This is a genomic window from Vagococcus lutrae (genome assembly GCF_003987555.1).
Taxonomy (GTDB): domain Bacteria; phylum Bacillota; class Bacilli; order Lactobacillales; family Vagococcaceae; genus Vagococcus_A; species Vagococcus_A lutrae.
The window spans coordinates 35,812-49,808 of record NZ_NGJW01000010.1 but is presented as its reverse complement, the minus strand read 5'-3'; the positions used below and the strand labels follow the sequence as shown (position 1 = coordinate 49,808).

13 protein-coding genes are annotated in these 13,997 nt (G+C 37.8%); 12 read left to right on the top strand and 1 reads right to left on the bottom strand.

The features are described from left to right. Positions 1 to 308 precede the first annotated feature (308 nt). Positions 309 to 1,007 carry a DsbA family oxidoreductase gene (locus CBF33_RS07620; RefSeq protein ID WP_126763052.1) on the bottom strand — a complete coding sequence of 233 codons (699 nt, stop codon included), beginning with the start codon at positions 1,005 to 1,007 and terminating at the stop codon, positions 309 to 311. Between the two features lie 241 nt (positions 1,008 to 1,248). Between CBF33_RS07620 and sufC the strand changes: the two genes are divergently transcribed. The 12 genes from sufC to hxlB all read left to right on the top strand — a co-directional run bounded on the left by sufC (position 1,249) and on the right by hxlB (position 13,988). Next, a complete protein-coding gene (gene sufC / locus CBF33_RS07615) occupies positions 1,249 to 2,016 on the top strand; it encodes a Fe-S cluster assembly ATPase SufC (RefSeq protein WP_126763050.1) in 768 nt (255 codons plus the stop codon). Between the two features lie 15 nt (positions 2,017 to 2,031). Further along, positions 2,032 to 3,315: a Fe-S cluster assembly protein SufD gene (sufD, locus tag CBF33_RS07610; protein WP_126763048.1), complete on the top strand. Its 1,284-nt coding sequence runs from the start codon at positions 2,032 to 2,034 to the stop codon at positions 3,313 to 3,315. Between the two features lies 1 nt (position 3,316). Continuing rightward, positions 3,317 to 4,552, top strand: coding sequence for a cysteine desulfurase (locus tag CBF33_RS07605; protein ID WP_126763046.1), 1,236 nt, complete (start codon positions 3,317 to 3,319; stop codon positions 4,550 to 4,552). Further along, positions 4,539 to 5,012, top strand: coding sequence for a Fe-S cluster assembly sulfur transfer protein SufU (gene sufU / locus CBF33_RS07600; RefSeq protein ID WP_126763044.1), 474 nt, complete (start codon positions 4,539 to 4,541; stop codon positions 5,010 to 5,012). The genes CBF33_RS07605 and sufU overlap by 14 nt, the downstream gene beginning before the upstream one ends. Positions 5,013 to 5,019: 7 nt before the next feature. Next, entirely contained in the window at positions 5,020 to 6,420 is a 1,401-nt protein-coding gene (sufB, locus tag CBF33_RS07595; RefSeq protein ID WP_023606136.1) for a Fe-S cluster assembly protein SufB, read from the top strand. 480 nt (positions 6,421 to 6,900) lie between these two features. Continuing rightward, entirely contained in the window at positions 6,901 to 7,926 is a 1,026-nt protein-coding gene (locus tag CBF33_RS07590; protein WP_170167769.1) for a LacI family DNA-binding transcriptional regulator, read from the top strand. Positions 7,927 to 7,986: 60 nt separating this feature from the next. Beyond that, on the top strand, positions 7,987 to 8,739 hold the full coding sequence (locus CBF33_RS07585) for a sugar phosphate isomerase/epimerase family protein (protein WP_126763040.1): 753 nt from the start codon (positions 7,987 to 7,989) through the stop codon (positions 8,737 to 8,739). 4 nt (positions 8,740 to 8,743) lie between these two features. After that, positions 8,744 to 10,027, top strand: a complete 1,284-nt coding sequence (locus CBF33_RS07580; RefSeq protein ID WP_126763038.1) for a citrate transporter — start codon at positions 8,744 to 8,746, stop codon at positions 10,025 to 10,027. Positions 10,028 to 10,048: 21 nt separating this feature from the next. Then, positions 10,049 to 12,181, top strand: a complete 2,133-nt coding sequence (locus tag CBF33_RS07575) for a hydantoinase/oxoprolinase family protein (RefSeq protein WP_126763036.1) — start codon at positions 10,049 to 10,051, stop codon at positions 12,179 to 12,181. Beyond that, positions 12,178 to 12,837: a hypothetical protein gene (locus tag CBF33_RS07570; protein ID WP_126763034.1), complete on the top strand. Its 660-nt coding sequence runs from the start codon at positions 12,178 to 12,180 to the stop codon at positions 12,835 to 12,837. Before CBF33_RS07575 ends, CBF33_RS07570 begins: the two co-directional genes overlap by 4 nt. Next, the gene (locus CBF33_RS07565) at positions 12,824 to 13,456 is read left to right on the top strand and encodes an orotidine 5'-phosphate decarboxylase / HUMPS family protein (RefSeq protein WP_126763032.1); all 633 of its coding nucleotides are present in this window, start codon (positions 12,824 to 12,826) and stop codon (positions 13,454 to 13,456) included. Before CBF33_RS07570 ends, CBF33_RS07565 begins: the two co-directional genes overlap by 14 nt. Beyond that, complete coding sequence (hxlB, locus tag CBF33_RS07560; protein WP_126763030.1) at positions 13,446 to 13,988, top strand: 6-phospho-3-hexuloisomerase; 543 nt, start codon at positions 13,446 to 13,448, stop codon at positions 13,986 to 13,988. The genes CBF33_RS07565 and hxlB overlap by 11 nt, the downstream gene beginning before the upstream one ends. The last annotated feature ends 9 nt before the right edge of the window (positions 13,989 to 13,997 follow it).

The following is a 13,997-nucleotide window of genomic DNA, read 5'->3' as shown; positions in this document are numbered from 1 at the left end:
ACTAATTTCTTAAAAAGATGGTTTTTTTATGGTTTTAATATAAATTTCGGATTTATTATTCTGTCCGTTTGTTGAATATATTTTCACAATAGAAGGTATTTACATCTCAATAAACTATCTGATTCTAATATTTTATAAGATATCATTTCACGGAGATGAAATATAAAAATTGATGATATTTAATGATAATAAAAATGCGGGGAAGGTAACTTTACATTAGAATTTGAAGAGAATTTACTCATAATTTAAAGAATTGACTAGTTTTTATAAAAAAAGAAGCCTTTCTAAAAAGGCTTCTCATCCAAAAATTATATATCGCAAGCGCCGTCCTCACAGCCAGGTGCTTGAGTATCACCCATCATCTGAAGTGGCGCAGCTTTTTTAGGTGTTGCGCCGACTTTTTCTAACACTTCTTCAAAAACAGCAATCGGTTGTGCACCACTAACGCCGTATTTTTCATCGATAACAAAAAATGGCACGCCTGTAATACCAATGGCTTTCGCTTGTGCTTGATCTTGACGAACCTCTGTTAAGAATTCATCTGATTGAAATACACGGCGCACGTCATCTGCATCTAAGCCAACTGACGTGCCTAAATTAACCAGCGTTTCTTCATCATTAAGATACGCCCCTTCACTAAAGTAAGCATGTAATGTTGCTTCGACAAAAGCATTTCCCACCCCTTTTGTTTTAGCGAATTGTGCCACACGATGGGCATTGACTGTATTCGTAATCTTAATTTTTTCAAAGTCATAGTGTAAGCCAGCTTGCTTCGCCATATCAATCACGCGAGCGTTATTTTGTTTAGCTTCCTCATAGGACATGCCATATTTATCTGCTAGCATTTGATTGGCATCTGAATAGAAATCGACAGAAGTCGTTGGGTCGAGTTCATAGCTGTGAAAAACTAATTCAACGTCTTCGTAATTTTCTAACGCTTTTTCAAGGTGACGTTTTCCAATGTAACAGAACGGACAAGCAAAGTCAGACCAAATATCAATTTTCATAAAATTTCCTACTCTCTTCATCATAATAAACTTATTTTAATTCAGTTTCACAAGCAATGTCAAAAAATCGGTTCGTCTATTTTTTAGAAAGATTCTAAACAAAAAGGCAGAATATGTTATTATCCTTTAGATTTCGCAAGTGATAACGATTTTATCATTTGAAATTCATTCTCAATTGGGCTAAAATATAGAGGTTAGGAACATAGTGAAAAAATATGAATATATTTGGAGGGAAACACGCATGGCGGTTTTAGAAATAAAAGATTTACACGTGTCGATTGAAGACAAGGAAATCTTAAAAGGTGTTAACTTAACAATGAATACAGGTGAGATTCATGCGATTATGGGACCAAATGGAACAGGGAAATCAACCTTGTCAGCAGCTATTATGGGACATCCTAATTACGAAGTAACAAAAGGAGAAGTCCTGTTAGATGGTGAAAATATATTAGAATTAGAAGTAGATGAACGAGCTCGTAAAGGTATCTTTTTAGCCATGCAATATCCAAGTGAGATTGCTGGAATTACTAATGCGGAATTCATGCGTGCGGCAATTAACGCAACACGTGAAGAAGACGATAAGATTTCGGTCATGGATTTTATCACAAAACTAGATGAAAAAATGGATTTGTTAGAAATGCCAGAAGAAATGGCAGAGCGCTACTTAAATGAAGGATTCTCAGGCGGAGAGAAAAAACGTAATGAGATTTTACAATTACTGATGATGGAACCGACCTTCGCGATTCTTGATGAAATTGACTCTGGACTTGATATTGACGCCTTGAAAGTAGTATCTAAAGGGGTTAATGAAATGCGTGGCGATGATTTTGGCGCGCTAATTATTACACACTATCAACGTTTGTTAAACTATATCACGCCTGATGTGGTTCATATTATGATGGACGGTCGCGTAGTTAAAACAGGTGGAGCTGATTTAGCGAAACGTTTAGAAGCAGAAGGCTACGCTGGCATTAGTGCTGAGCTAGGAATTGAATTATCAGAAGACTAGAAGGGAAGAATGTAGATGAAAGATGTGACGTGGACAGATTATACGGCACAGATTCAAGACTATTCCCTTTCACAAGGTGAACCGGAATGGTTATTAAATCGCCGTATACAAGCGTTAGAAAAAATCGAAACATTGGCTTTACCGATGATTGAACGCGTTAAAATTCATCGTTGGCCGTTAACAGAAGTGACGACTATGATAGACGATACAGTTTCAGGAGCGGTCTATGACTTTGAACAAGTCGAAAATAATCCCTTGATTGTGCAACACAGCACGCAAACATTAGTGGAACAAATGCCCGCTCATCTAATAGAAAAAGGTGTGATTTTGACTGATATTCAAACAGCAGTTCAAGAACACAGCGATTTGGTTGAAAAGGCGTTAATGCAGCAAGCAGTTCACTATGATGAAGACAGATTAACGGCGTTTCATATGGCGTTTATGAATAGTGGAATATTCTTATATGTTCCCAAAAACGTTGCGATTGAAGAACCTGTAGAAGCATTGTTTTATCAAGATAGCCATGCAAACACAAATTTTGTTAAGCATGTATTAATCGTAGCGGAAGAAAACAGTGAAGTGAGTTACTTAGAACGATTCCAAACAGTGGGAGAGGGCGCGGAAAAAGCGACAGCGAATATTGTCGTGGAAGTCATTGCCAAACAAGGAGCTAAAGTAAAATTTGCAGCGATTGACCAACTAGGTGAAAATGTCACAACGTATATTAATCGACGTGCTAATGTCGGTCGCGACGCCTCAGTGGATTGGGCTATCGGTATTATGAACGACGGCAATGTTGTTGCTGATTTCGACTCTGATTTAGTGGGAGAAGGCTCACATTCAGAAGTAAAAGCTGTGGCGATTAGTGCTGGGCGACAAACACAAGGGATTGACACACGGGTAACCAATAGCGGTCGTCATTCAGTCGGGCATATCTTGCAACACGGTGTCATACGTGAACGTGGTACTTTAACCTTTAACGGTATCGGTCATATTTTAAAAGGGGCAGTCGGAGCAGATGCTCAACAAGAAAGCCGAGTTTTAATGCTTTCTGACCAAGCAAGAGGTGACGCTAACCCTATTTTATTAATCGATGAAAATGAAGTCACCGCAGGTCATGCTGCAAGTGTTGGACGTGTCGACCCGGAAGAAATGTACTATCTCATGAGTCGTGGTTTGGAAAAGACGGAAGCAGAACGTTTGGTTATTCGTGGATTCTTAGGCTCTGTTTTAACAGCGATTCCAATTAAAGCCGTGCGTGATGAATTAGCAGAAGTGATTGAAAGGAAGTTAAGCTAAAATGATGCTAGGAGATAAACGACGTAACGATTTTCCCATATTACATCAAACTGTGAACGATGAGCCATTGGTGTATTTAGACAATGCTGCAACCACGCAAAAGCCTCGTCAAGTCTTAGAAGCGATGTCTTACTACGACAAACATGACCATGCAAACGTTCATCGTGGTGTTCACACATTAGGAGCACGTGCTACTGAGGCTTATGAAGCAGCGCGTGAGAATGTTCGTCAGTTTATCCATGCTCATTCGACGAAAGAAGTCTTGTTTACGAGAGGCACGACGACCAGTTTAAACTGGGTGGCACAAAGCTACGGTGATGTTGCGGTAGAGGCTGGTGACGATATTTTACTTAGCTATGCCGAACACCATGCCAATTTAGTTCCGTGGCAACAACTTGCTAAACGTAAACAAGCGAATCTCGTCTATATCGACTTGGATGAAGAAGGTCGATTAGATATGACGGACTTTCAAACCAAACTTTCATCTAAAACCAAAATCGTCGCATTGGCACATGTGACCAATGTTTTAGGAACGATTCAACCTATAAAAGAAATCGCCCGATTGACGCATGAAGTGGGGGGCGTTATCGTTGTAGACGGTGCGCAAAGTGTGCCGCATATGGTAGTGGATGTTCAAGATCTGGACGTAGATTTTTATGCTTTTAGTGGGCATAAAATGTATGGACCAACAGGAATTGGAGTCCTATACGGTAAAGAGAAGTGGCTAGAACAAATGTCGCCCGTAGAGTTTGGTGGCGAAATGATTGAGTTTGTCCATCTTTACGATAGTACTTGGGCGGACTTACCATGGAAATTTGAGGCAGGGACGCCCAATATGACAGGGGCGATTGGATTAAGTGCTGCAATTGATTATTTGACAACAATTGGAATGACGACGGTCATGCAGCATGAACAAGCCTTAATGGCCGACGTCTTACCTCGTTTACAAGCGATTGAAGGTGTAACTGTTTTCGGCCCGACATCACCATCGGAACATGCTGGAGTTATTGCCTTTAATATTGATGGCATTCATCCACATGATGTCGCAACCGCTATGGACATGCAAGGAGTTGCCGTACGAGCGGGTCATCATTGTGCGCAACCTCTAATGAAATGGCTTGATGTTCATGCCACAAATCGCGCGAGTTTAGGCCTATATACGACACAGGCTGATCTCGATCAATTTATTCAGGCAGTCATTGCCACAAAGGAGTTTTTCCAAAATGGGACTATCTAGACTAGACATGTTGTATCGTCAAGTGATTTTAGATCATTCCAACCATCCACGTCACTTCGGTTTAGAAGAAGACGGCGTTCATGAAGTGGAGTTACATAATCCGACATGTGGCGATATTATTAAATTACAACTAACGATTGAAGACCAATGCATTAAAGACGCTCGTTTTGAAAGTAGTGGCTGTTCTATCAGTACGGCAAGTGCCAGTATGATGACGGAAGCGATTATCGGAAAAACAGTAGAAGAAGCGTTAGCCCTTTCTGAAACATTCTCAGAAATGGTGCAAGGACAATCAATCGAAAATGAAAAAGCGTTAGGCGACTCGGCTTTATTAAAAGGAGTTGCGAAATTTCCAGCACGCATAAAATGTGCCACACTAGGATGGAAAGCACTAGAAAAAGGCATTACCGAGCAACAAGATACGACGGAAGTTCGTCAGTTGCACCAAGAAGAGGAGTGAAACCGAGATGAGTGAAACAGAAATTCCAGTAGTGGGTGATTATCAGTATGGTTTCCGTGACGATGTTGAGTCTGTTTATAGTACTGGAAAAGGACTGACGGAAGATATCGTACGCGAAATTTCACGCGTCAAAGAAGAGCCAGAATGGATGTTAGATTTTCGTTTGAAGTCACTGGCAACCTTTAACAAAATGCATATGCAAGAGTGGGGACCGGATTTATCTGATATTGATTTTGAAAACCTCACTTACTATAAAAAATCAAGTAATGAACCAGCTCGTGACTGGGAGGACGTACCTGAAAAAATCAAAGAAACATTTGAACGTTTAGGTATTCCAGAAGCAGAGCAAAAATATCTAGCCGGAGCTTCGGCTCAGTATGAGTCAGAAGTCGTTTATCATAATATGAAGGAAGAGTTTGAAAAGTTAGGAATTGTCTTTACAGACACGGACTCGGCATTGAAAGAGTATCCAGATTTGTTTAAACAGTATTTTTCAAAATTAGTTCCACCAACGGATAATAAACTAGCCGCTCTTAACTCAGCTGTTTGGTCAGGCGGAACGTTCATCTATGTGCCAAAAGGCGTCAGATGTGATGTCCCTCTACAAACGTACTTCCGTATTAATGATGAAAATATGGGACAGTTTGAACGAACATTGATTATTGTCGATGAAGGCGCAAGCGTGCATTATGTCGAAGGATGTACGGCACCAACTTATTCAACAAGTAGCTTGCATGCTGCGATTGTCGAAATCTTTACGTTAAAAGATGCCTATTGTCGCTACACAACTATTCAAAACTGGTCAGATAACGTGTATAACTTAGTCACTAAGCGTGCGCGTGCTGAACAAGGCGCAACAGTCGAATGGGTAGACGGTAACTTAGGAGCGAAAACGACGATGAAGTATCCAAGTGTCTATCTTGAAGGAGAAGGCGCACGTGGGACAATGCTAACAGTTGCCTTTGCGAATAAAGGACAAATTCAAGATACTGGGGCAAAAATGATTCATAACGCACCTAATACTTCAAGCTCGATTGTCTCTAAATCCATCGCAAAAGGCGGTGGGGAAGTGAACTATCGTGGACAAGTAACCTTTGGCAAGAAGAGTAAGGGCTCGATTTCTCATATCGAGTGTGACACGATTATTATGGATAATTTATCGAAGAGCGATACGATTCCATTTAATGAGATTCACAATAGCCAAGTGGCGTTAGAACACGAAGCGAAAGTGTCTAAAATCTCAGAAGAACAGCTCTACTACTTGATGAGCCGTGGTCTGTCAGAAGAAGAAGCTACTGAGATGATTGTCATGGGATTTGTTGAGCCCTTTACAAAAGAGCTACCGATGGAATACGCAGTAGAATTGAACCGCTTGATTTCGTATGAAATGGAAGGGTCAGTTGGGTAATTTGGTTCTTTGCCAAATAGGACTAATGAGCCAAAATTAAGTCGAAAGATGAATGGAACTTGTTCCATTCATCTTTTTTTATTTCACTTTAATGATCCAATTCATCATGATTACTTTTAATTTCATGTTCACAATTTAAATCCATAGGATGTAAGTTTTAAATTTTTATAAGAGTATTTTAGCTTAATTATCGTTTAGATAAGCTTACCTTATGGAATTGGTTTCAAGATAATATGTTTATAGTGGTAAAATTAAACATAAAATTAATTTTCAATTTTTCATAAGTATTACGAGATAAGCAATATTTTGTTGGGGATGTACTTCAAGAACTTCAGAAGTTAATTTTCGGAAAATTGAACGAGAACTAATGTTATATCGGAAAATAATTGATTAGTCCTTGACAAATGTATATAAATGAAGTAATTTATATGTAAGCGTTTTATGTTTATCGATAAACAAGAAATGGAGAATGGTCGTTTTATGAGTAAAACAGCAACAATTAAGGACATAGCAAAGGAAGTAGGTGTCAGTGAAACTACTATTTCTCGCTACTTAAATGGTAAATTTGAGTATATGTCAGAAAAAACGAGAAAAAAAATAGAAAAAGCGATTCGTGATTTGGATTATCGACCAAATCATTTGGCTCGTTCTTTAAAATCTCAAAAGAGTATGATGATTGGTGCGGTGATTGCTGATATATCCAACCCCTTTTCATCTGTAACGATAAAAGGATTAAGTGATCGTTGTGAAGAACTAGGCTATACTTTATTAATCGCGATATCTGATGATTCAGCAATAAAGGAGCAAAAACAAATTCAAAAGTTCGTTGATAACCGTGTAGATGGATTAATTGTAAATACATCTGGAAGTAATGAACCATTCTTAGTGGATTTAATGGAGACGAATCTTCCCATGGTCTTATTAGATAGAGGGATATCAGGTAATAAAATTGACACAGTAACGACTGATAACTACAGTGCCGTTCAACAAATGATGTCACATTTAAAAGAACAGCAGTATGCCTCCGTTGCTTTTTTTGTAGATAAATTATCAAATACTGTTCGGAAAGATCGCTTAAGAGGTTTTCAAGATGCGATTCGTGATAATTCTGAAACTTTTGATAGTCATGTTTACTCCATACCAAATTCTGATAGGGAATTAATTGCAGATTCTTTGAAAGACTTTAAAACATATCCTGGACCACGAGCTATTTTTTGCGCTAATGGTTTGGTAACATCTAATGTTTTAGAGGTGATAAGAGAGAACGATTATGATTTATATGAAGATTTTAGTATTTGTGGATTTGATGATATGGTTTGGTCAAAAGTTGTTCAACCTTCACTCACGACAATTAGTCAAGATTCATACACATTAGGTAAAGAGGCGATTAGTCAATTGGTTGAAAAAATTGAAAAGCCGGTTGATTCTCACATGCATGCGAAATTGACGTTATTCCCTGGTAAATTAAAAATTAGAGAGTCAACAACATATCAAAAAAAGAATTAATTTTCTTTTTTGATATGTTGTTTATCGATAAACATAAAAATGAAAAAGGGGTTTTAAAAAGTGGAAAATATGGTTGTAAATATGATTGTATATGATGACTTAATAAAAAAAGGTTGCCGACAATCAGATTTTATTCGTGATATAAAGGAGTTGGAGATTAACAAAATTGAAATTAGACGAGAGTATATTCGGTCCTCAGAAGAATTTGTAGAGCTTAATACAATTGGGAAAGCAAGTGGAATTGATTACTATTACTCTATTCCAGATGTGTTGTTTCAAGGAAAGCAAGTAAATCTTAGCTCATTAAAAAAGTATTTAATAGAGGCGCAATCTTTTGGATGCACTAAAGTCAAATTAACAGCGGGAAGTTTAGAAACTGTATCGGCGGAAGAAGTTTCTATGTTTAACGATTTACTGAAAACGCATTCAATAGAGATGTTAACGGTGGAAAATGATCAAGTATCTTCACGTTCGAGTTCTGCTCAAATACTCAAATTATTAATGAAAGCAACTGAAGCAGGGATGAAGTTAAAATACACTTATGATCCTGGTAATTATGTTTATGTAGAAGAAGAAGCTTTTACAAATTATGAGCAATTTATTCCTTATATTGGTTTTGTTCACTTAAAAGATGTTGTAAAGGCTAATAAAGAAACGGTTCCTGTTTTTGAAGGTGATTTACCTTGGAAAAAATATATGAAGAAAATGAGGAGGGATTTGTCTGATAAGATGGATTATTGTTTAGAATACTCGCTGAAAGAAGATGTGACTGAGCAATTAAAAAAAGAAGTAAGAAAATTCAAAGGAGAATAACAAAATGGAAATGACGATTGGTATTATTTTATTAATAACGTATTTTTGCTTAATTTATTTCGCTGCAAAAGGCGGAAACTTGATGATTGGCTTTTTCGTTATGGCAATCATTTGGGCGGGATTAAGTATCGTTGGTGGAGAATTGACATGGGCGGATGCAATGCTCAATGTTTTTCAAGGTGGACCTGAAAGTTGGGGAGCTACGGCAGTTATTGTTATTTTTGGGAGTTGGTTTGGTCGTATCTTGATTGAAACCGATATTGCTAATACATTGATTAAAAAGACAGTCGAGTTAGGTGGAGATGAACCATTAGTCACAACAATCTTATTATCAATTGTAACCGGTTTAATTTTCACATCAACTTTTGGAGCAGGAGCTGTTGTTGCGATAGGGGTTATTATCTTACCGATTTTAATGTCTCTTGGTGTTCCGAAGCCTTTAGCAGTGTCTAGCTATTTGATGAGTGTTGGTAGTGGGATGTATGTGAATATCGTTCTATTTAAACAAATGCAAGCTATTTTTACAGACGTTGCGTATGATTGGAACTATTTGCGTTTTGGTTTTGCTGCAATGGGCGTTCAGTTAGCGATTATTATTATCATGCTGATTACAAAATTACGTAAGAAAAAAACATACGCTTGGGCTGCGAAAGCCTCAAAAGTAGAAGAAAAACAAGAAGTACCTGGATTAGCTTTATTAACTCCGATTATTCCTGTGGTATTGGCCATTGCATTCAATTGGCAGCCAATCCCAGCATTTATAGTTGCTTCTCTTTATGCATTGTTTATCTGTGGAAAATTACCATCTTACAGTGTCGGCTCTCGTTTGATAACACGCACGTTTTATGATGGCGTAGTAGACGTGGCACCTTTACTTGGTTTCTTGTTTATCTTACCAATGTTCAATAAGGTTTCAGGAATTGCGGCACCATTTTTCCAATCTATTATTGGTGGTTTAATACCTAAGAGTGCGTTATTACTTTGTGTACTATTTATTATTGTAGCACCTTTAGGATTGTTTAGAGGACCTTTAACAGTCTTTGGTGCGGGTAGTGCAACAATTGGTATCTTGAGAGCAATCGGCTCTTTTAGTTCACCACTATTATTTGCTTTGATGTATATTCCAACAATCACGATGAACCTATCTGCATGTCCAACTCAATCATGGAACTTATGGGCATTGAATTATTCTAAAGTAAGTGTTAAAGAATTTATACTAACCGGTGTGCCGTGGGCGTGGGTTATTTGTATCATCAATACCGTGATTGCATATCTGATGTTGGGTTAATGGAAAGGAGAAACTAGTAAAATGACTTCTAGAAAAATAAGAGTAGGAATTGATGTTGGCGGTACACATACAAAAGCCGTTGCGATTGATAATGAAACGCATGAAATAGTAGGAATTGGATCAGTAAAAACAACACATGATACAAAAAATGGGGTGTCAGATGGTGTCGTTGCCTCGTTTGAAAAGTGCTTGCATGAAAACGGAATTGATCCAAACGAAGTAATTTTTATTGCGCATAGTACGACTCAAGCGACGAATGCACTATTAGAGGGAGACGTAGCTGAGACAGGAATTATTGGAATTGGTAAAGGTGGCTTAGAAGGTTTTTTAGCTAAAAAACAAAGTAATGTTGATGATATTGCTTTAGATGAAACAGGCAAACGAAAGATTAAGACTCACCACCGTTATATTAAATTAAAAGAGTTCAATGAACAGAGAGTAGAAGCGGAAATCGATAGTCTTATTAAAGAAGGAACAGAAGTCATCGTGGCTTCTAAAGCATTTGGTGTAGATGACTTGACAGAAGAAATAGTCGTTCAAAATGTTGGTAAAAAGAAAGGCATCGAAGTTTCAGTTGCCAGTGATATAAGTAAGATGTATGGGTTAACAAGAAGAACAAGAACAGCTGCGATAAACGCATCGATTTTACCTAAAATGTTTGAAACAGCAGATAGCACGGAAGACAGTGTTCATCAGGCCGGAATAAATGTCCCGTTAATGATTATGCGTGGAGATGGCGGGGTAATGGATATTGCTGAAATGCGTAAGCGACCTGTTTTAACGATGCTTTCAGGACCAGCTGCTTCAACAGTCGGAGCTTTAATGTATCTTAGAACATCAAATGCCATCTTTTTTGAAGTGGGTGGTACGAGTACGGATATAGGTGTGATTAAAAATGGTCGCCCAATGATTGACTACTCGGTTGTTGGTGGTCACAAAACATTAATTAGTTCTCTAGACGTTCATGTTTCAGGTGTTGCTGGAGGTAGTATGGTTCGTGCAAGTCAAAGTCAGGTAGTTGGAGTTGGGCCACGATCAGCACATATTGCGAAACTGCCTTATGCTGCTTTTACTGACCCAGCAGAAATAATTGAACCTAAGGTAGTCAGAATTCAACCTTTAAAAGATGACCCACAAGATTATGTCGCAATCGAATCGAAAAATGGTAAACGCATTGCTATTACGGTTACATGCGCTGCCAATGCTTTAAAAATGCTTGAACCAAGTGATTACTCTTATGGTAATTATGAAGCGTGTGTCAAGGCTATCACGCCGTTAGCAAAAGAATTAGGTAAAACAGTAGAAGAAGTAGCCACAGATATTTTAGATAAAGCATCAGACACTTGTATTAAAGTGATTAATCATTTAGCTGAAAAACACAAAGTTGAAAGAGATCAAATTTCTTTAGTCGGAGCTGGGGGTGGTGCCAGTGCATTGCTACCATTTACGGCTAAGAAAATGGGACTGACCTATAAAATTGCAGAAAATGCTGAGGTTATTTCTTCAATTGGTGTTGCACTGGCTATGGTCAGAGATGTGGTTGAAAGAGTGATTCCGAGTCCTACACCAGAAGATTTAATGGAAATCAGAACAGAAGCGACTGATTTAGCGATTAAATCAGGTGCTTCGCCAGACTCTATTGAGGTTCAAATTGAAATTGATTCGCAAACATCAAAAGTTAGTGCGATTGCTATGGGATCTACAGAAGTTCAAGCAACTGATTTACTTAAAAAGATTGATGTCGCAGAAGCCAAAGAATTGGCAGCTGAGTCTATGCAGACAAACTTGAAAGATGTCTATGAGATTGCTTCTAATGATTTCTTCTTTGTCATTGGAACTAAAAGAGGCGACAAGCAAGAAATTCGTGTCATTGATAAGAAAGGCTTTATCAAAGTTCAAAGGGCAGATGGAGACGCAGTTGTTTCAACCGTTAGTGGCGTGAGACGAGTAACGGATAATTACTGGGAAGAATTGGCTGTCTATAAGAGTGATATCAAATTAAATCCAGATATTTATCTTTGTATTGGTGGAAAAGTAATCGATTATCTGAGCTTATCGGATGCTAGTCAACTACATATGGTAATGGACACAGAATTAATGACACGAACAGGAGCCGAAGAAGTAATAGTTGTTGGAGCGAAAAATAATCTATGATCAAAGAAAAAGTCGAAAGCTTGATAGCCATGACCGACCGTCAGTTCGGTTATTATCAAGTCAAACTAGATCCTCTAAAAGATAAGATTCCTAAAGATGAAGTCACTTATTTGATTGATGAATCCATTACCTGTGGCAAAGAATTAGCGAAGGAGTTACGTCAGATGTATGGGGAAATCACAACACGAGAGCTCATAGAACGTTTGGACTTAAACTTGACGATAAAAGATACGAATACGACATTAGAGTATGTTTATTTTGGAACCTTTCAACCACCCAACCAAATAACTTTATATGAAAAAAATATTGAGCCAGGAGCAAACTTATTGCAGTCATTTGCTTTAAAAGAATTTGAACAGATAGAAACAGCTGACGTCGTATTAGCTCATGAACTATTTCATTATTTTGAAGAAAATAATCCTAAATTATTTATTAATCGCTATCAAATTGAATTGTGGAAAGTCTTAGGTTATACGCGACGCTCTGGTTTAATTGCAACTTCGGAAATCGCAGCAATGGCATTTGCGAAAGAATGGTTAAACTTGTCATTTAATGTCAATCTTTTAGACTATGTTTTATTACAGCCGTTTAATCCTGAATTAGCAGATAATATTTGGTCAGCAATGATGGGAGGAGTAGAAAATGAGAGCGAGTAAACCATTATTACAAATTGCTATTGACCGCTTAACAATCGCAGAAGCCGCTATAGTTGTAGAGAAAATTGGGCCTTCAGCAGATATTATTGAAATAGGGACTTCATTTTTTAAAGACTATGGTCAATTAGCATTAACAGAATTACGAGGAGTAACGACAGCTAAGTTGTTAGCTGATATTAAAACAGTGGATGAAGCCGCTTATGAATTTGAACGTATTTATCAAAATGGAGCTGATATTGCGACTGTTTTAGGGACGAGTAGTGTTGAAACTTTACAGATTTGTCAAAAAATGGCGCAAAAATATCAAAAAGCGTATATGATTGATACGCTGGGGATGACAGATTCTCATTTTGAGAGATTATCATTATTTGAAGACGCGATTATCAGTTTACATCTGTCGAAGGATTCAGAAGGCAGCGTAGTAGAGTATGTTCAAGAAGTTCGTCGAGACTATCAATTAGCACAAAAGATTGCGGTAGCAGGTGGCGTTACGCTAGCAGATATTCCAGCATTGAAAGCGGAAAATATTGATATTGTGATTGTTGGTAGTGAAATTGTTAAAGCAAAAAACATGAGAGAAACTGCCCAAAAATTTAAGGAGGCAATCAATGGAAACTAATTATTTAAATCAAGTGGCATCTGAGGTTAGCGATGTCTTGAGTAACGTGTCATATCAGAATGTCGAAACACTGGCCTCTTACTTTTTAAAGTCAAAACGCATTTTTATAGATGGCGAAGGACGTTCTGGATTTGTAGGGAAATGTTTTGCGATGAGACTGATGCATTTAGGGTTTGAAGTCTATGTGATGGGAGAAACTAACACACCTTCGTTCAGTGCAGGAGATGTCTATGTATCTATATCTGGATCTGGTAACACAGCACCAGTCTTACTAAACGCTGATAAAGCGAAAAAGAAAGCAGCTATTTTATTGAGTATTAATGGTAATTTGGACTCAAAATTAAGTGAAATGAGTGATTATTCAATTTTAGTACCGGCAACAACTAGACAGCAATTAGAAAATCGCCAATCGATTCAATTACTAGGTTCATTGTTCGACCAGTCTGTTCACTTATTACTAGATACGGTCTGTCTCATCATCAGTGAAAAAGAGAATATCTCAAATACTGAAGCGGTTCAGCGTCATATCTAAGAAAAGAGG